Genomic DNA, 17,732 nt, shown 5'->3' on the forward strand with positions numbered 1-17,732 from the left:
TTATCCCGCGAGTGTGACGATCCCGACGCACGCGCGGCGGGTTGCGACGTGAAATTCGCTGTCGGCCAGGCTAATCCGCTGGTTTCCACTCGTCCAGCTTGCCGCGGACGACGGCGCGGGTCACCTCGCCGAACGTCGCGGCGCCCGGCCGCCCCTCTTTCGACCACGCCACGAAGAACCCGATCACCTGTCGCCAGTGCTTGCGCCCGGCCTGCACCGGTGCGTCGTTCAGCACACAGCGTGCGTCGATCAGGTAGGGCCGTGGCGCGCCGATAGCCTCTTGGAAGGCGGCCCGGAAATCGCGAAGTGTGTCGACGCGGCGCGACTTGATCTCGACGGATGCGGCGTACTGCGCGAAGTTGATGTCCGGGATAGCCGAGCCGCGGTCCGGCCAGCCCATGATCTCGCTCTCGAACTTGATCGCGGCGAGCGCCAGATTGTTGACGACGACGAACACCACCGGTTTGGTGACGTTCACTGCCGACTGAATCTGGCTGAGTGTCACCGAGGTTCCGCCGTCGCCGGCCACCGCGACGGCCACCCGCGTGTCGGTGTTCTTCGCCGCCGCGATCGCCGCGGGCACCGCGAAGCCCATGGTCCCGAACGACGCCGACCAGATACTGCGCGTCATCGACGTGAGGTACCGGTACACCCACAGCGTATTCACGCCGACGTCCGCGCAGACCGTGCTAGAGCCGTCGAAGTCGGCCAGCTCCTCATCGATCGCCCGGGTCAGCCGCGAGGCCCGCAGCGGGGCCCGTTCGGCCCATCGGCTGCGCCTGCTGCGGCGGGGCGCCCGGGTAGCCCGTTGGGCACGTGGGGGTTCGCGCAGCGCACCGACCATCGTCTCCAAAGCCGCCATCGCGTCGCCCAGCACGCCGATATCCCGATCTCCCAGGCGCAGCATCGAATTGGGGTCGACGTTGACCACGATGGTTCGGCCGGCGGCGCCCAGATCGAACGCCGAGCCCCGGTTCGACACCCCCACCAACAGCAGCACGCCGGCCTTGGCAACGTCGTGGTACGCCCGCAGATCGCCCGAGCCGCCGACCCTGCCGTGCGCGCGCAGGCCAGGGTCGTCGACCACCGAATCGCCACCCATCGTCAGATGCACCTTGCAGTCCAGCGCAGCGGCCAGTTCGGCGAGCAACTCCGAGCAACCCGCGGCGCCGCGACCCGCGACGATGGCCACCCGTTCGGCGTCCCGCAGCGCGGTGATCGCCTCGGTGACCGCCGATTCGTCGGGCGCCGGTGGTCGGAAAGCAGCGGGTTGTCCTGCAGCGAAACCGATTTCAGGCCACGCTGAATTCAGCGCCGTGCCCCGCACCCGCAGATGCACCACGCCCGACCCCGGCGCGGCCGCGGCGGCGCAGGCCCGACGCACCGTGGCGGCGGCGGTCGCGGGGTCCTCGACGAGATAGGTTGCCAGGCTCACTTCGTCGAGCAGTCGACCGGCGTCGAGTTGCCAGCTCTGCGTTTCCACCGTGACAACCAGGATCGGGGCATGATCGAGTGCCGCATCGTAGATCCCGTTGAGCTGCAACAGAAGTGCGGTCCCGCTGGCCACCACGGTTGCCGCTGACACGCAGCCCGCCTTGCGCAGCGCGGCGGCACTCATCGACGGTGCCTGCGCGTTGGCGCTGCGCTGGGCGGTGTCGAAACCGGGCAGCAACGGTGCGCAGAATTGGCTGATCTGCACCGGCGCCGCCAGATTGGCGTCCAGGCAGCGGGCCAGCGAACGTTCGCCGGGTCGCGGCTCGCGACGAGTTGTCACCACCTCCCGAGGCACTGCGATGATGTCTTGCTGCAGTCCGAACGCGGTCCCCAGTTTGCTTAGGCCGCTGAGCTTTTCGGCGCGGTCGACACAGCGGATCTGCACGTCGGCGTCCGCGCTGACCAACGTGGCGATTTCGGCGACGAACTGGCCCAGCTGGGCATGGTCGGTGACGACCACGCTGCGCGTATCGCCGGCCAGGGCGGCGCCGATCCCCAACGGCAGTGCCGCGCTGGGAATGCCCGCCATGCTGGCAGCCTCATCGAGGTCACTGAACACGGTTTCGGCGACGTTCTCGAGGGGTTGCGGTTGGGAGTCCAGGATCGTGTGCAGGGTCGCTTCGACGTCACAGACGACCTGCCTGATGTAGGGCAGCCGTCTGCTGGTGAGGCGACGGTCGGTGAGCTCCAACAGGTTCGCGTGTGCCGGCACGCGTTGGTTGAGTAGCGGGCTGACGCGCCCCACCACCAGCACGTCGCCGGCGCTGAGTACACCGGTGTCGCGGACATCGGACAGTGGGCAGGCCAGGCGTTGCGAAAGCTGCTGAGCGAGTTGGGTTTGGCCGACCTCGGCACAGGACAGCACGATGGCCAGATCGTCGGATTCCAGGAACTCGGCGACCAAGCCCAGCTCTTCCTTGCTCGCCAGTCGCGGCTCCGGCGGCTTGGGGACGTGCCAGCCGGTGTCCGCCGCGCTGATCGGAGCGTAGAGCACGTCGCCGGGGATGGCCACATGGCATGCGGTGGACTCGTGCATTGCCAGCACGGCCGAACGGGCCAGGCGCTCAAACTGACTGGTGGCCTGGATCTGTACCGAGGACGCGGTGCACGGCTTGAACAGTGCTTCGGAGTCGATCTCCTGGAACGCGTCCCGGCCGATACTGGCAACCGGGACCTGACCACTGATGGCCAGCAACGGGACTCGCCCGAGATACGCCTCGTAGGCGCCCGCGACCAGGTTGGTGGCGCCCGGCCCGGCGGTGCCGAAGCACACCCCCAATCGCCCGGAAGCCTTGGCGTAACCGACCGCCATCAGGGCGGCGGCCGTCTCATGCCGGGTGGTGACCACCCGTATCTCGGTGCGCTGGCTCGCCGCGTGCACCAACGAATTCACCGACTCCGCAGGCATTCCGAAGATGTACTCGACACCGAGCGCGATCAGGTAGTCCACCAGCTCGTCGGCGAACCGCCGCCGCCCGAGCGCATTGGAGAACAGGTGCCGGTTATGCATTGACGCGACTATGCGTTGTCAGCGACCCGATGACGGCATCCACGGATGCTTCGGATTGCACGGTGATCCGCACGCCCAACCCCGGATACTCCCGCACCAGGATGCCGTCGGCGAGCACTTGCTGCGCCAGCGCGTGCGAGTCCGGGGTGGGCACCCACACGAAGTTTCCCTGCGAGACGACCCCGCTGAACAGGCCGTGCCGAAGCAGGAAGGCTTCCAGCCGTTTCCGGCTGCCGATCACGCGGGTTACCCGCTCGCGTAACTGCCGCTGATGCCGCAGCGACTCCGTGGCCGCGGTGATGCCGACCGAGTTGACCGCGTATGTCGGGACGGCGGCGCGGACCCGCGCGGCCAGTGCCCCACTGCTGAACACACCGAAACCGATCCGCAGCCCGGCCAGCCCGTAGGCTTTGGAGAAGCTCCGCAGCACCACCACGCCGTCCATATCGGTCACCAGTCGGCGCACAGCGCCGTCCGGCAGTGTCTCGTCGAACTCCGCGTAGGCCTGATCCACAACCAGCAGAACCGGTTTCGGCAACAACCGCCGGAACTCGACAAGCTCGTCCACTGTCACCGCGGCGCCGCTCGGGTTGTGCGGCGTCGCGATGATCACCTGCCGCGTGGACTCGTCGACTCGAGCCAGAATGGCCTCGAGCGACTGACCGCCAGGCGGGTCGCTGACCGCCCCGACCGGGAGACCCCCGGCCCGCGACACCAGGCTCGCGTACTCGTCGAACGTGGGTGTTCCGAATACCGTGGCGCCCTTGGCTTCCGCATGCAGCACCGCGTCCAGCACGCCGACACTGCCGGGTCCGACGACCACCCTGTCCTGCGGAACACCGTGCAGCTCGCCGATCTGCGCCGTCAACTGCATGACGCACTCGTCCTCGGGATAACAGCGGATCCTGTCCGCGCTGGACTCGAGGATGCTGCGCACCTGCGGCAGCGGGTCGAACGGCAGCTCGTTGCGCGACAGATCGAAATCGATTCTCATGGCACGTCGAAGTCTTCGGTTCTTCTGGTGTCCAGCCGCAGCCGGTCGGTGAGCAACATGATCGCGATGCCGACGACTACCACCGTCACCGACACAACCGAGATCCGCTCGATCAGGACGAGGGTCGACAGGTAGCCGACGGAGACGAACATGTCGTCGCGCAGCATGTCGTTCGACGATTTCTGGTCGACGGTGTGCACCAGACGCCAGGCCTGAAAACAGGCCACCGGCAACCAGATCAGGGCAAGAAGGTATTTCGGAGCGAGAAAGCCGAACACTACCGGGAGTACGACGGCGCCGTAGACCACGACCGTCGCCACCGCCGCGATGATCGCCGCGCGGCGCCGAGTGGCGCTCAGCGTCGCCGACGTGGTCACGTTGACTCGTTTGTCGCCTTCGTAATCGGGCACGTTCTTGGTCAGACCCTTGGCGCAGAACCAGCCGAACAGGTAGAGCGCCAGCGCGCAGTACTCGCGATTGGTCAGCACCTGCCACTTGAAATCGGATGCCAGCACCGCGCTCACGTACGGGTAGGCCACCGCGTTGGCGAAGTACAGAATCCCGATCCGGGGCCGCGCCTTCATCCGCAAGGGCCGGAACGAATACTGTTGGCAGCCAATCAATGCCAGGAAAGTCAGACCCGCGAACCACGGGTTCACCAGCAGGGACAGCAAGAAGTTGAAGGCGGCCAGCAGATGGGCGTGCCGCAGCAGCCGGTCGCGGCCGTAGCGGCTGAGTTCGTATACCCGCGACGGGATGTTCTCGTTGTCCTCGCTGATGTCGGTGTAGATGTTGTACAGGTTGGCGATCGCGGCGATGTGATAGGACACCACCATTCCCACCGCGAGCGCCAGCGGTGAGACGCCTCCGGCGACGACGCTGGCCAGGTAGAAGCCCAACATGCCCGGAATGCACGTCCTGGGGCGGGAGAACGCCACGAATTGTGCGAGCCGCCACGCGGGTGGCAGCGCGATGCCGGGGGATGTCTGGACCCACGCCAGCCGCTGTTCGCTGCTCATCCGCAGGAATCCGGGCAGCGAACTCGGTTGTGCCGGTTCGGTCCCGGTGCCGGACAACAGTTGACTCTTCTCCATTGGTCACTCCACTTCCAGCGCGTCCACGATCGTCGACTTCGCGGCCCGAGACGCGGGTAGCAATGCCCCGCTCCAACAAAGGATCACCGCCACCAGGACGGTGAGAAGGTCGAGAGGGGAGAACGAATACCGCACCGTGATGGCGGTCACCGAACTCATGATCAGCGTGCCCAACCGGTGCACCACCACGCTGGTCAGCATGCCGAGCACACCGCCCAACAGCGCAATGCTGGTGGCCTCCACCAGAATCGACTTCGTCACGTAGCGTCGCGAGGCACCCATGGCGCGCAGCACGCCGATCTCCCGGGTGCGCTCGATCACCGAGATCATGAACGCGTTGAACAGCGCCATCGCCGCCAGCAGTGCGACGATCCACTGCACGAAGACGGCCAGGGATCCGATCTGGGCGACTGCGCCCTTGCCCGAGTCCACTGCGTCCTGACCGCTGAATGCGTACAGCCCCCTTGCGGCAGCGATCTTTTCGAGTTGGTTCAGGATTGCGGGCGCATTCTTCGGGTTGTCGACGTGGACTTCCAGGTAGGTCGCCCCGTCGCGCTGGAACCATGACTTCATGTGATCCAGCGACATCGCGATCATGCCGCGCTCGGTGGTGAGATAGTCGACCACGCCGAGGATGGGCACCGCCTGCTCGCCGGAGGGGGTGCTCAGCGTCAGTTTGTCGCCGACCCCGCGGTGCAGGTGTCGGCTGAGTTGGCGGGAGATCACCACGCCGTCACCGGCTTCGACCTGGGCCCGCACCGACTTGTCCATGGCGGCGAAGGCGGGTGTCACGGTGCCGGGGTCGGAGCCCACCACCAGTACCCGGTCGCTGCCGACGTTGACGTAGGCGTACTGGACGGGCTTCACGGCGACGACGCCCGGGATGGCCCGAACTTCGCCGTCGGTGCCGTGGGGAATCAGCGGACTGATCGGGACGACGTCCTTGGACGCGGCGGACAGGTACATGTCCGCACCGGCCAGCGAGGAGAAGAAGCCACCGGTCGAGTCGACCACGTCGGTCAGCACGCCGCTGGTCACACTGCCCAGTGCCACGGCGATTGTGACGATCATCAGGTTCGCCCAGGTCCGCTTGGCCGACGCGGTCATGGTCGAGCGACTGACCTGACCGCTGGGCCCCATCAGCGCCGCGATCCGGCTACCGAGTACCACCAGCGTGGGCCCCAGCGCCCAACACAGTGTCAGGATGCCAGCCAGCACCAAAATGCCTGCGGCGAAAGTTTTTTCGTCGTGCAGCCGGGTTGCGGTGAAAAACGCCAGCGCCATCAGCAGCACGCCGACCGCCACGCCGGCCCGGTGCGGTTTGGTTCGATCGTCGCCCAGGCTCTCCAGCTCGACCGGGCGCATCGCGGCGATGGGCGAAGCCCGGAAGACCATCATCGCCGGCCAGGCGGCGCCCAGCACGCAGGCCACCACGCCCAAAGCGACCACCACGGCGATCGCGCTGCCCGGGAAGAAGTAATCCGGCTTGACGTCCACCGACTGCAGCATCAGCGGGGGCAAACGCTTGATCGCGAGGTAGCTCATCGCGGCACCCAGCGGCGCGCCCAGCAGTCCGCCGAGCAAGCCGAGCAGTGTCACTTCGGCCAGCAGGTCGCGGGCCAGGTCACCGCGTTTGGCGCCGAGCGCCCGCAGCGTGGCGATCATCGGGCGGCGTTGCACCACAGCCATGTTCATCGTGTTGAACACGATGAACATCGCGACGACCAGCGCGATCGACCCGACCAGCAGCAACGTGTCGCGGGTCAGCGAGACCGAGTTGTCGGTCTGGGCAACCCGGAACTGCGGTTCGGCCACCACTGCCCGGTGGTCGACCACCCGCACCAGGTCGGTGCTCAACGCGTTGAGGTCGGCGCCGGGCTTGGCCACCACGAACACCGACGTCACCCGGCCGGGCTGGTGTAAGAGGTTCTGCGCCAACGGAAGTGGGACGATCACGTAGTCGCCGGCGTTGTACTTCTCGGCGAGGTCGCCCTTGGGCACGAACACCACGTTGACGCGGACGCCGTTGACCTCGACCTGGCCGCCCGGCGCCGTTCCGAGGCCGGGACCGGCGATAGCCCCGTCCGCCAGCGAGCCGTGCGACTTGTCCTGATCCGCCTGCTGCACCAGCTCGTTGCCCACCCGGTTGTCCAGCACCCGGATGTCCGGGCCGACACCCAAAAGCGTTGTGCCGGAACGGGGAGTATTCACCGTGGCTTTCACGATCGGCTCGGCCGCGGCCACCCCGTCGACGGCGCGCAGCTGCGCGACCAGCGAGTCGGGCATGCCGCTGTCGGCCGCGCCGGTGACCTCGAAAGCGGCCTTGCCGTAGAGGTCTTCGGACATCGTGGCCACCGACTTGGTCAGCGAGCTGTAGATGCCGGCGATGGCCACCAGCAGCGCGGAGGCGATCATCACCGCAGCCACGCAGCTCAGCGATCGCTTCCAGTGCGCAACCGCGTACCGCAGGTTGAGCAGTTTGAAGCGGACGGCCGCCGAGGCGATCATGCGTGTTCGACGACCTTGCCGTCGCGCATCACGATCTCGCGGTCGGCCGCGGCCGCGATGTTCGGGTCGTGCGTGACCATGAGCACCGAGCACGCGCCGTCGTCGGCGATCTTGCGCAGCAGCGCCAGGATGTTGCGGCCGGACTCGGAGTCCAGGTTCCCGGTCGGCTCGTCGGCCAGCACCACGCCCGGCTTCATGATCAGCGAGCGGGCGATTGCGACGCGTTGCATCTGACCGCCGGACAGCTGCGAGGGTTTGTGGTCGATGCGGTCGCCCAGCCCGACCATCGCCAGCAGTTCGCAGGCGTCGTTGCGGGCCTCCTTGATCGAGGACCCGTCCAGAACCCGGGGCATCGCCACGTTCTCCCAGGCGGTCAGGGTGGGCAGCAGGTTGAAGAACTGGAAGATGAACGACACCTTGCGGCGGCGGTACTCGGACTGCTCGTCGTCGCTCTTGCGGGACAGCTCCTCGCCGTCGACTTTGATGGAGCCCTCGTCGGGCCGGTCGATGCCGCCGATCAGGTGCAGCAGCGTGCTCTTGCCGGAACCGGACTGACCGGTGATGGCGACCAGCTTCTCGTTGCCCAGCGTGAGGGTGACGTTGTCGACCGCCTTGACCAGTTCCTGGCCCCGTTGATAGGTCCTGCTCACCGCCGCGATCTCGATAAGCATGCAGCAGCCCCTGAGGTGTAAGTGACGAAGGTAAAGGCCGTCCCGGACGCGCAGGACAGGCTAACCTAACACACCTGCGTTACTTGCCGGAGCGAAATTGCCACTCCTGTAAACGAGTGGTTCGGCGACTGAAGACCCAGTTCGGGGCCAGCGTCATGCCTGTTTTGCGGCACCAGACCAGCACCGGGTTGCTCCACTGGCCGGCGATCCCGATGTTGTGCGATTCGCGGGCGATGCGCTGGGTTCGGGGCCGGCGCAGCCGGTCATAGCGGTGCAGCGCCGGTTCGATTTCGGTGCGGTCCTGCACCGGTGCCAGCAACGCGCAGAGGGTTGCTGCGTCTTCGAGCGCCTGGTTGGCGCCCTGGCCGAGGTTGGGTGACATCGCGTGCGCCGCGTCGCCGATCAACACGGTGCGGCCGTGCACGTAGGACCGCAGCGGGCCGTCGAGCTCCTCGCTGTGGGTGTAGTGCACGGCTTCGGGCTCGGTGGCGTCGATCAGCTCGGCGATCGGCTCGTGCCAGCCGCCGAACAAGGACCGGACCTCGTCGAGGGCGGCGGCGCCGGTTTCGTTGCGCGCGCTGGTCACCACGGCGAACCAGTAGACCCGGCCGTCCTTGAGCGGCACCAGACCGAACCGTTGGCCGCTGCCCCAGGTCTCCCCGCCGGCTCCCACGGGTACCGGCCGCGCGGTTATGGCCCGCCAGACGCCGTAGCCGCTACGCCGGGTCGGACGGTCCTGCGGCAGGCTGGCGCGGACGCGGCTGCGGATCCCGTCGGCGCCGACGATCAGGTCGGCTTCGGCGTGGTGCCCGTCGTCGGTGTGGACGCCGTCCGTTCCGGCTTCGGCTACTCGCTGTCCCCAGTGCACGGAGCCTGCACGCAGGGTGGCCAACATCGCCGCGTGCAGCTCGGTGCGGTCGACGGCGCGCAGGTTCTGATACGTCGTCGGGGCGAACGTGACCAGAAACCGGCCGTTCGGCTTGCGGATGCCCGACTTGGTGTAGGGGGGTTCGTCGGCGCTTATCGCCCGCACGGCAGAGCCCAGACCGAGCTCGTCGAGAGCGCGAAAACCGTTGCCGAATATGGATAATCCGGCCGGAGCCGGTTGTGAATCGGCCGCTCGCTCCAGTACGGAGACATCCCACCCGGCGCGCTGCAGTCCGCTGGCCACCGCGAGTCCGGCGATTCCCGCGCCCACCACGACAGCTTTCATGTGCCGAGAGCGTAATCAGTGGTTGGAGGTGCGCTGGCTCAGGGGCGCCTGCTGAGCTGCGGGTGCGGGCAGGACGACTGCCCGGCCGGGGCCACGGCCACCGCGCAGGACGCGGCCGAACTCTCGGCGGACTGGGTCCCCCGTTTACGGCCCTCCGGAACCCCTGCCCGACGACCCGCCGTTTTAGTGGACGGCCCGCCCGCTAAGTGGGCCAGGAACTCGCGGTGGTCCGCAGGTTCGCGTTCGGACCGGTGCAGAAGTCCGAGTTGGTTCCGGCCAGCAGGACGTAATAGCCCTCGCCCTTGCGACCGCTGAACGGGGGATAGGTCCACCCGCTGTTACACATCGACGTCGGCGTGCCAACCGAAGCCTTGCGCCAGCTGGATTTGGCGCAGGCGTTCAGCGCGTCGACGTCGGAGACAGCGCTCTTGGCGATCACCAACATCCCGCCGCCCCACTGCCCGTCGTTGCGACGATAGGCCCGCGCCCCGAACCCGGCCCCGTTCACCTGGCACCCCAGCATCCGTTGCAACGGCTGGAAGGGCGCGGCGAGGTCCCGATTGCTGACACCCGTTGCCGCATTGAAGAATTGGGCCGCGTCCGACCCGTCGACCTCCTGGATATTGGGGTCGTGGAAACTGAACAGCTGCTGGCCGATCGCCCCGCCGCTGCCCCCGCCGCCGATCACCGGGCCACCGCCGGTGGAGTTCATCGGGGGCAGCGTGGGGTCGGCCGTCGCAGCGGGCGCCATCGTCACCAGTACCGGCAGCAGCGCAGCGGCAAACACAAGAGCTTTCATGATCTGCTTTCTACCTGAACGCGGACAGTCCGGTAAACGCCTGCCCGAGGACCAGTTGGTGCATCTCCGGGGTGCCCTCGTAGGTGAGCACCGACTCCAGGTTCACCATGTGCCGGATCACCGGATACTCCAGCGATATTCCGTTGCCGCCGAGGATGGTTCGGGCCGTCCGGCAGATCTCGAGTGCTTCCCGGGTGTTGTTCAGCTTGCCGAAGCTGACCTGCTCGGGCCGCAGGCCCACGCTGTCCTTCAACCGGCCCAGGTGCAGCGACAGCAGCTGTCCCTTGTGCAACTCGACGGCCATGTCGACCAGCTTGGCCTGGGTCAGCTGAAATCCGGCGATCGGACGGTCGAACTGGGTGCGCTGGGTCGCGTAGTCCAATGCGGCCTGCCACGCCGAGCGGGCCGCACCCATCGCGCCCCAGACGATCCCGTACCGCGCCTCCGACAGGCACGACAGCGGTCCCTTCAAACCGCTGGCGCCGGGCAACATCGACTCGGCGGGCAGGCGCACGTCGTCCAGCACCAATTCACTGGTGATCGACGCCCGCAACGACAGCTTGTGATGGATGGTGTTGGCGGAGAAGCCCGCGGTGTCGGTCGGGACCAGGAAACCGCGCACGCCGTCATCGGTGGCGGCCCACACCACGGCTACGTCGGCGATCGAGCCATTGGTGATCCACATCTTGCGGCCGTTGAGCACCCAGTCGGATCCATCGCGCCGGGCCCGGGTTTTCATCGCGGCCGGATCGGAGCCGGCGTCAGGCTCGGTCAACCCGAAGCAGCCGATCAACTCACCGGCAGCCATCCCCGGCAACCACTGTTGCTTCTGCTCCTCCGAACCGTTGTTCCAGATCGCGAACATCGCCAGCGAACCCTGCACCGACACCAGCGACCTGATGCCGGAATCCGCAGCCTCCAATTCCAGACACGCCAGCCCGTAATGCACCGCCGAGGCCCCGCCGCACCCGTACCCCTCCAGATGCATACCGAGCAGGCCCAATTCGCCGAACTGCTTGGCCAGCTCGCGCGCCACCGGCAGGTCACCGTCCTCGAACCACCCGGCCACGTGCGGAAGTACGTGCTCGGCGCAGAACGCGCGGACGGTGTCGCGTACGGCGACCTCATCGCTGGACAATGATGCGTCCAGGCCCAGCGGGTCGTAGGGATCGAACGACGGCGGTGTGCTCATCCCTTAATCCTGCCCGGTGCCGGTAGTCTCGCTGCATGCAACCGCGGCGATCCCCGGCCTGGCTCGGGGTGGATGTGGTGGCCGTGGTGGTCTTCTGCGCCCTCGGGCGTCGCAGCCACGACGAGGGTGTCACCGTTTCTGGCCTGGCGACCACCGCCTGGCCGTTCCTGAGTGGGACCCTGGTCGGCTGGTTGCTGTCCCGCGCCTGGCGCCGGCCCACCGACGTGGCGCCGACCGGTGTGGTTGTCTGGGCGTCGACCGTGCTGGTCGGCATGTTGCTACGCAAGGCCAGCTCGGCCAGCGTGGCAGGGGCCTTCGTGATCGTCGCATCGACTGTGACCGCGGTGTTGCTGCTCGGGTGGCGCGCCACCGCGACACTTGTCAGACAGCGTCGCTCGGATAGCTGAGCGACGGACCCAGATGGCACGCACCGACGGCGACACCTGGGACCTGACCACCGGCGTCGGGATCACCGCTACCTTCAGCGCCGCCGCCCGGGCGGTGGCCACCACAAAAGGCCTGATCAACGACCCGTTCGCCGAGTCGTTGGTGCGCGCCGCCGGGGTGGAATATTTCGTCCGGCTGATCGAGGACCATGCGTATTCGACCGACGGCGGCATCGACCCGGTGACGACCGGAATGATCAATGTGCTGGCCGTGCACGGCCGATTCCTGGACGGGTTCCTGACTCAATCCGTGCGGGCCGGCATTCGTCAGGTGGTGAACCTGGGTGCGGGCCTGGATACCCGCGCGTATCGGCTGTGGTGGCCAGTGGGCACGACGGTGTACGAGCTGGACCGGCCCGACGTGACTGACTTCAAGGTTCGGATGATGCGCGAGTTGGGCGCCAAGCTGTCGGTGAACCGGTGCGCCGTGGGCGTGGACCTGCGGGACGACTGGCTGACCGCGCTGCTGCGCACCGGCTTCGACCCCGTGCAACCCACCCTGTGGATCGCCGAGAATCTGCTGCTCGGCTACCTGCCGCCGGATGCGCAGGACCGGCTGCTGCGCGACATCACCGGCGTGAGCGCCGCCGGGAGTCAATTTGCCGCCGATCACCTGCCCTGGACTCAGTTGCAGTTGCAGGAGGGACATGCCTTCATCGACTTGTGGCGTCGGCAGGGCTTGGACGTGGATTTGACCAAACTCACCTACACGGCCGAATTCCCTTCGGTCCCAGAGAATCTGGCTGCCCAGCGCTGGCAGATCTGCGACCGCGACATCGTCGAGTTGCTGGGGGTCGTGGGTCTGGGGGGACGCCGTCGGATGCGGCCCCGCGATATCGCGGCCAGCCCGCGCTACGTCACCGGAATGCTGCCAGGCGACACGCGTTAGACAGTTACGTGATGTCCGCACCGTCTTCACCTCCCACCGATTCCGACGCTGTGCAGTTCGTGCCCGTCGCGCTGGACGACCCGCTGGCGCAGCCGCTGCTCGAGGAGTTGGCCGACGAGTACGCGCAACGCTACGGCGGGGAGCGCCGGCTTTATCGGCAATGGATTGTCAGCGGGCCGGACGGCCAGTTCACCGCTCCGCACGGCGGAATGCTGATCGGTGTGCTGGATGGCACTCCGGTGACCGGGGGTGCCTTCTGCCGCTACGACGCCGAGACCGCCGAACTCAAACGGGTGTGGACGCACCGCGACCATCGGCGCCGGGGCTACGCAAAGGCACTGCTGCGGCAGCTGGAAGCCGAGATTGCGATCTGCGGTTACAAAAGGGTGTACCTCGTCACCGGTGACCGCCAACCTGAGGCCGTGGAACTGTATGCGTCGACCGGTTACACCCGGCTGGCCGAACCGCTGCCCGCCCGCGGCCCGGTACTCCCGATCGCCTTCCTGAAAGCGCTGGCATGACGTTTCACCTCGGTGTCGCGCTCGACGGCTACGGCTGGCACACGCAGGCGTGGGAGCTCTTCGACGAGCCGCGGTCGGTGCTCAGCGGCCGCTACTGGACAGATCTCGCCGCCACGGCCGAGCGCGGGCTGCTGGACTTCCTCACCATCGACGACACCCTGATGCCGCAGCCGGGACGGCGGGAACGGATCGACCCGAAGCGGCTGGCCGGACGCGGCGACGCGGTGCTGGTCGCTGCCCGCATCGCTCCGGGCACACGGCACATCGGGTTGATCCCGGTGGCCACCGTCACCCACACCGAGCCATTCCACATCTCCAAAGCCATTGCCACCCTTGACTTTGTCTCGCACGGGCGGGCGGGCTGGCAGCCTCGGGTCAGCGCCACCAGCCACGAGGCGGCGCTGTTCGGCCGCCGCACCGTCGATCCCGCCGAGTTGTTCGCCGAAGCCCGCGACTACGTCGAGGTGGTACGCAGACTCTGGCACAGCTGGGAGGACGACGCGGTGATCCGCGACGCAGCGACCGGACGCTACATCGACGTCGACAAGGTGCACTACATCGACTTCACCGGAAAGTACTTCTCGGTGAAGGGACCCTCGATCACGCCGCGCCCGCCGCAGGGTCAGCCGGTGGTCGCGGTGCTGGCACACGCCGGCCCGGTGTACGAATTCGCCTCCGACACCGCCGATCTGGTGTTCATCACGCCCGCTGACGCCTCGATAAGCGACCTCCTGAAGCAGGTGCGGGACGTCTCGGAGAAGCTAAAGGTCTTCGCCGACATCGTGGTTTCATTCCACGGTCAGGACGACTTCCGCTCCGACACCTGGGTGTGGTCGGGCAACGCTGCCGAGTTGGTCGACCTACTGCTGCAGTGGCAGCGCGTAGGTGTCGACGGCGCCCGGCTGCGTCCCGCCGTGCACGCCACCGACCTGCCGGTGATCGTCGACGAGGTGGTGCCGCTGCTGCAGCGCGCAGGCGAGTTCCGCGACAGTTACCGGGACGGCGAGACGCTGCGCGAAAGGCTGGGTCTGACAGCATGATTCCGCTCTCGATCCTGGACCTGGCGCCGATCAGCGCCGGCAGTGACCCGGCTACCGCGTTGCGCAACACCATCGAACTGGCTCAGCACGCCGAATATCTGGGTTACCGTCGCTACTGGGTCGCCGAGCATCACTTCGTCGCGGTCGCCAGCGCGGCACCTGCGGTGCTGATCGGACAGATTGCGGCCAATACCAAGCGGATTCAAGTGGGCGCCGCGGCGGTCCAGCTGGGTTACACCACCGCCGTCGCGGTGGTCGAAAGCTTCGGCATGCTCGACGCGTTCTACCCTGGCCGGATCGATCTCGGGATCGGCCGATCCGGGCAGCGTCGTTCCGAGGAGCGCAAACCGAAGCCACCCAGGGAGCACAGGCCGCCGCGTCGGTGGCACGAAGTCGACGGGGTGGTGGTGCCAACGCCTTTCGACGTGCGTGAGCTGCTCGACCTGGAACGGCTGCAGGCCACCATGGAAATCCTGCAACAGCCCGAAGCGCTGTCGCCGGACTTCGCCGAGCAGGTCGGCGACATCCTAGCGTTGCTCGAAGGCCGCTACCGGGTAGGCGAATTCGACGTGCACGCGGTACCCGGCGAAGGATCCGGACTGCGGCCGTGGATTTTCGGCAGCACCCGGGGGCAGAGTGCGCGGGTGGCCGGGGCGCTGGGGTTGCCGTTCGTGGCCAGCTATCACATCACACCCGCCACCGCCTTGGAAGCGATCGAGGCCTACCGCGACACGTTCCAGCCGTCGGCAGCCCTGGCCGAGCCCTACGTGGTGGTTTCGGCCGACATCGTGGTAGCCGAGGACACCGCGACCGCCCGGCAGCTGGCCACCGGCTACGGCCATTGGGTGTACTCGATCCGCACGGGCATCGGGGCCATGCCCTACCCCGCCCCCGAGGACTGCCCACCGCTGACCGACGAGCAGTACGAGGTGGTGAAAGACCGGCTGGCAACACAATTCGTCGGCGATCCCGACGAGGTCGCCGACCGGCTCGCCGCGCTGGCGCGGGTCTGTGGGGCCGACGAACTGGTCGTCACCTCGGTTACTCACCGGCATCAAGACCGACTTCGCTCCCATGAACTGATCGCCCGGCGATGGGGGTTGAACCCATGAGTCGCAAGCCGATTCACCTGGCCGCGCATTTCCCCGGTGTCAACAACACCACGGTGTGGACCGACCCGACAGCGGGCAGCCAGATCGAGTTCGAATCGTTCGTGCATCTGGCCCGGACCGCTGAGCGTGGTTTGTTCGACTTCTTCTTCTTGGCTGAGGGACTGCGGTTGCGCGAGCACCGCGGCCGCATCTACGACCTGGACGTGGTCGGCCGCCCCGACACCTTCACCGTGCTGGCCGCGCTGGCCGCCGTCACCGAGCGGATCGGTCTGACCGGCACCATCAACACCACCTTCAACGAACCCTTTGAAGTGGCAAGGCAATTCGCCACCCTGGATCACCTGTCCGAAGGAAGGTCCGGCTGGAACATCGTCACCTCGTCAGATGCCTTCACCGGGGCCAACTTTCGGCGCGGCGGTTTTCTGGCGCACTCCGACCGATATGCGCGTGCCGAAGAATTCGTCGAGGTGGCGCGCAGGTTCTGGGACAGCTGGGCCCCGGATGCGGTGGTGCGGCGTAACGGCGTCTATGTGGACCCGGCCGGGATTCGCAGGGTCGAATACCAGGGTGCGCATTTCGACGTCAGCGGTTTCGCGACATTGCCTGCCGGCCCGCAAGGCCATCCGGTGTTGTTGCAGGCCGGCGATTCCGACGAAGGGCGCAACTTCGGTGCCCGGTATGCCGACGCGCTGTTCACCCTGCACGGGTCGCTGGAAGACGGTCAGCGGTATTACGCCGACGTGAAGGGCCGGGCCCGGCGATTCGGCCGGGATCCCAACCAGCTCAAGGTTTTTCCGGCAGCGACGTTCGTGCTCGGTGACACCGCCGACGAGGCCCGCGAGAAGGCGCACCACGTGCGGCGCCAACAGGTGAGCGGTCCCACCGCGATAGCCATGCTGGAGCAGATCTGGGGTCGTGAACTGTCCGGCTACGACCCGGACGGTCCGCTGCCGGACTTCGATCCGGTGATCGACAGCGACATCACCCAGGGCCGGGTCCGGCACGGCGACCCGGTCGCGGTGGCGCGACGCTTCCGGGAACGCGCCGAGGCCGCGAACCTGTCCATTCGGGAAGTGGTGATCGCGATGACCAGCCGAGAGCAATTCGTCGGCACCGCAACGCATATCGCCGACGAGATCGACCGTTACGTCCAAGCTGACGCCTGCGACGGGTTCATCCTGGTGCCGCACCTCACCCCGCACGGCCTCGACGAATTCGTCGACAAGGTAGTGCCGCTGCTGCAGGAGCGCGGCGCCTACCGCACCGAGTACAGCGGTCAGACGCTGCGCGAGAACCTGGGCTTGGGTGCCCGGAGCCGCTAGATCGCGCCGGCCTTACGGAGCGCGGTGTCGGTGGCCTCGCGGATCGGGCCGCGCCACAGCGGTCCGTGCCCGGGAGCCAGGATCTCCGATTCCACCTGCGCCAGCGCCGACAGGGTGCGGATGCACTGTTGCTGGCTGTAGCTGAAGATCGCGGGCAGCAGCTGCGGCCCGTCGTGGACGATCAGCGGATGCCCGGTGATCAGGGCGTCACCACTGACCAGCACCCCGTCCACCAGATACGAGCAGTGCCCGTTGGTGTGACCGGGACTGAATACGGCGCGCGGGCGGCCGGGCAGTCCGGCGGCGACGTCGTCGGTCAGCGGCAGGGCGGTCGGGATGCCGGTGCGGTTCAGGCCGCCGCTGCGCACCACGTGCAGGGTCCACAACGCCCAGCGCGGCCGCCACAGTCGCAGTGCGAGCGCCGGTATGGACACCTGCTCCAGGTATTCGCGCTTGACGTGACCCACCTCGTCGGCGTGGCAGTACACCGGGGTGCGGTGCTCGCGGGCGAACCAGATCGCGGTGCCCAGGTGGTCGATGTGGGCGTGGGTGAGCAGGATGGCGCGCACGTCTGCGGGCCCGTAGCCGAGCCTGCGCAGCGAGGCCAGCACCTCTTCGCGGTCGCCGGGGTAGCCGGCGTCGATCAGCATGACCCCGGTGTGGTCGGCGACCAGCGTCCAGTTGACCGCGGGTCCCTGCGCGAGATGAACCCTGTCGGTGATCTGCACCAGCTGTGTCTGCTCACCCATTCCGGAGAGTGTAGGAGCGATCGCGAGCGCGGCGTAGCCGGGCGTAGCGGGTCGCGACCATGGGGGTAGGAGCGATCGCGAGCGCGGCGTAGCCGGGCGTAGCGGGTCGCGACCATGGGGGTAGGAGCGATCGCGAGCGCGGCGTAGCCGGGCGTAGCGGGTCGCGACCATGGGGGTA

15 protein-coding genes are annotated in these 17,732 nt (G+C 67.4%); 6 read left to right on the forward strand and 9 right to left on the reverse strand.

The window, feature by feature from the left end:
- Positions 1-70: 70 nt before the first annotated feature.
- From MKCMC460_RS04760 to MKCMC460_RS04795, 8 genes are all read right to left on the reverse strand, one after another.
- The gene (locus tag MKCMC460_RS04760) at positions 71-3,004 is read right to left on the reverse strand and encodes a thiamine pyrophosphate-binding protein (RefSeq protein ID WP_238305366.1); all 2,934 of its coding nucleotides are present in this window, start codon (positions 3,002-3,004) and stop codon (positions 71-73) included.
- Entirely contained in the window at positions 2,997-3,998 is a 1,002-nt protein-coding gene (locus MKCMC460_RS04765) for a histidinol-phosphate transaminase (protein ID WP_236980570.1), read from the reverse strand. Before MKCMC460_RS04765 ends, MKCMC460_RS04760 begins: the two co-directional genes overlap by 8 nt.
- The gene (locus tag MKCMC460_RS04770) at positions 3,995-5,092 is read right to left on the reverse strand and encodes a UbiA family prenyltransferase (protein WP_236980572.1); all 1,098 of its coding nucleotides are present in this window, start codon (positions 5,090-5,092) and stop codon (positions 3,995-3,997) included. Before MKCMC460_RS04770 ends, MKCMC460_RS04765 begins: the two co-directional genes overlap by 4 nt.
- Before the next feature lie 3 nt (positions 5,093-5,095).
- Positions 5,096-7,600: an FtsX-like permease family protein gene (locus MKCMC460_RS04775; RefSeq protein ID WP_236980573.1), complete on the reverse strand. Its 2,505-nt coding sequence runs from the start codon at positions 7,598-7,600 to the stop codon at positions 5,096-5,098.
- Positions 7,597-8,271 carry an ABC transporter ATP-binding protein gene (locus MKCMC460_RS04780; protein ID WP_236980575.1) on the reverse strand — a complete coding sequence of 225 codons (675 nt, stop codon included), beginning with the start codon at positions 8,269-8,271 and terminating at the stop codon, positions 7,597-7,599. Before MKCMC460_RS04780 ends, MKCMC460_RS04775 begins: the two co-directional genes overlap by 4 nt.
- Before the next feature lie 79 nt (positions 8,272-8,350).
- Entirely contained in the window at positions 8,351-9,484 is a 1,134-nt protein-coding gene (locus MKCMC460_RS04785) for an FAD-dependent monooxygenase (RefSeq protein WP_236980577.1), read from the reverse strand.
- Positions 9,485-9,686: 202 nt separating this feature from the next.
- The gene (locus tag MKCMC460_RS04790) at positions 9,687-10,283 is read right to left on the reverse strand and encodes a hypothetical protein (RefSeq protein WP_236980579.1); all 597 of its coding nucleotides are present in this window, start codon (positions 10,281-10,283) and stop codon (positions 9,687-9,689) included.
- 10 nt (positions 10,284-10,293) lie between these two features.
- Positions 10,294-11,475, reverse strand: coding sequence for an acyl-CoA dehydrogenase (locus tag MKCMC460_RS04795; protein ID WP_236980581.1), 1,182 nt, complete (start codon positions 11,473-11,475; stop codon positions 10,294-10,296).
- 35 nt (positions 11,476-11,510) lie between these two features.
- Here MKCMC460_RS04795 and MKCMC460_RS04800 point away from each other — a divergent pair, with 35 nt between their 5' ends.
- Genes MKCMC460_RS04800 through MKCMC460_RS04825 form a run of 6 tightly spaced genes read left to right on the forward strand, consistent with a single transcriptional unit; the run spans position 11,511 to position 16,805 of the window.
- Positions 11,511-11,882 carry a DUF3054 domain-containing protein gene (locus tag MKCMC460_RS04800; protein ID WP_236980582.1) on the forward strand — a complete coding sequence of 124 codons (372 nt, stop codon included), beginning with the start codon at positions 11,511-11,513 and terminating at the stop codon, positions 11,880-11,882.
- A 13-nt stretch (positions 11,883-11,895) separates the two neighbouring features.
- Positions 11,896-12,810: an SAM-dependent methyltransferase gene (locus MKCMC460_RS04805; protein ID WP_236980584.1), complete on the forward strand. Its 915-nt coding sequence runs from the start codon at positions 11,896-11,898 to the stop codon at positions 12,808-12,810.
- Positions 12,811-12,821: 11 nt separating this feature from the next.
- Positions 12,822-13,331 (forward strand): GNAT family N-acetyltransferase, encoded by a 510-nt coding sequence (locus MKCMC460_RS04810; protein WP_236980586.1) that lies wholly within the window; start codon positions 12,822-12,824, stop codon positions 13,329-13,331.
- Positions 13,328-14,371: an LLM class flavin-dependent oxidoreductase gene (locus MKCMC460_RS04815; protein WP_236980588.1), complete on the forward strand. Its 1,044-nt coding sequence runs from the start codon at positions 13,328-13,330 to the stop codon at positions 14,369-14,371. The genes MKCMC460_RS04810 and MKCMC460_RS04815 overlap by 4 nt, the downstream gene beginning before the upstream one ends.
- Complete coding sequence (locus MKCMC460_RS04820) at positions 14,368-15,483, forward strand: LLM class flavin-dependent oxidoreductase (RefSeq protein ID WP_236980590.1); 1,116 nt, start codon at positions 14,368-14,370, stop codon at positions 15,481-15,483. The genes MKCMC460_RS04815 and MKCMC460_RS04820 overlap by 4 nt, the downstream gene beginning before the upstream one ends.
- The gene (locus MKCMC460_RS04825) at positions 15,480-16,805 is read left to right on the forward strand and encodes an NtaA/DmoA family FMN-dependent monooxygenase (RefSeq protein WP_236980598.1); all 1,326 of its coding nucleotides are present in this window, start codon (positions 15,480-15,482) and stop codon (positions 16,803-16,805) included. Before MKCMC460_RS04820 ends, MKCMC460_RS04825 begins: the two co-directional genes overlap by 4 nt.
- On the opposite strand, the gene MKCMC460_RS04830 is transcribed toward MKCMC460_RS04825, so the two are convergent.
- On the reverse strand, positions 16,802-17,554 hold the full coding sequence (locus tag MKCMC460_RS04830; RefSeq protein WP_236980600.1) for an MBL fold metallo-hydrolase: 753 nt from the start codon (positions 17,552-17,554) through the stop codon (positions 16,802-16,804). The two genes, MKCMC460_RS04825 and MKCMC460_RS04830, sit on opposite strands and share 4 nt — an antisense overlap.
- Positions 17,555-17,732 lie beyond the last annotated feature (178 nt).

The sequence above is a fragment of the Mycobacterium sp. 20KCMC460 genome, assembly GCF_022179425.1.
GTDB classification, from domain to species: Bacteria; Actinomycetota; Actinomycetes; order Mycobacteriales; family Mycobacteriaceae; genus Mycobacterium; species Mycobacterium kiyosense.

Coding starts and splice junctions, on each gene's coding strand:
- MKCMC460_RS04760 (WP_238305366.1), bottom strand. CDS start 3,004: ATGCATAACCGGCACCTGTTCTCCAATGCGCTCGGGCGGCGGCGGTTC.
- MKCMC460_RS04765 (WP_236980570.1), bottom strand. CDS start 3,998: ATGAGAATCGATTTCGATCTGTCGCGCAACGAGCTGCCGTTCGACCCG.
- MKCMC460_RS04770 (WP_236980572.1), bottom strand. CDS start 5,092: ATGGAGAAGAGTCAACTGTTGTCCGGCACCGGGACCGAACCGGCACAA.
- MKCMC460_RS04775 (WP_236980573.1), bottom strand. CDS start 7,600: ATGATCGCCTCGGCGGCCGTCCGCTTCAAACTGCTCAACCTGCGGTAC.
- MKCMC460_RS04780 (WP_236980575.1), bottom strand. CDS start 8,271: ATGCTTATCGAGATCGCGGCGGTGAGCAGGACCTATCAACGGGGCCAG.
- MKCMC460_RS04785 (WP_236980577.1), bottom strand. CDS start 9,484: ATGAAAGCTGTCGTGGTGGGCGCGGGAATCGCCGGACTCGCGGTGGCC.
- MKCMC460_RS04790 (WP_236980579.1), bottom strand. CDS start 10,283: ATGAAAGCTCTTGTGTTTGCCGCTGCGCTGCTGCCGGTACTGGTGACG.
- MKCMC460_RS04795 (WP_236980581.1), bottom strand. CDS start 11,475: ATGAGCACACCGCCGTCGTTCGATCCCTACGACCCGCTGGGCCTGGAC.
- MKCMC460_RS04800 (WP_236980582.1), top strand. CDS start 11,511: ATGCAACCGCGGCGATCCCCGGCCTGGCTCGGGGTGGATGTGGTGGCC.
- MKCMC460_RS04805 (WP_236980584.1), top strand. CDS start 11,896: ATGGCACGCACCGACGGCGACACCTGGGACCTGACCACCGGCGTCGGG.
- MKCMC460_RS04810 (WP_236980586.1), top strand. CDS start 12,822: ATGTCCGCACCGTCTTCACCTCCCACCGATTCCGACGCTGTGCAGTTC.
- MKCMC460_RS04815 (WP_236980588.1), top strand. CDS start 13,328: ATGACGTTTCACCTCGGTGTCGCGCTCGACGGCTACGGCTGGCACACG.
- MKCMC460_RS04820 (WP_236980590.1), top strand. CDS start 14,368: ATGATTCCGCTCTCGATCCTGGACCTGGCGCCGATCAGCGCCGGCAGT.
- MKCMC460_RS04825 (WP_236980598.1), top strand. CDS start 15,480: ATGAGTCGCAAGCCGATTCACCTGGCCGCGCATTTCCCCGGTGTCAAC.
- MKCMC460_RS04830 (WP_236980600.1), bottom strand. CDS start 17,554: ATGGGTGAGCAGACACAGCTGGTGCAGATCACCGACAGGGTTCATCTC.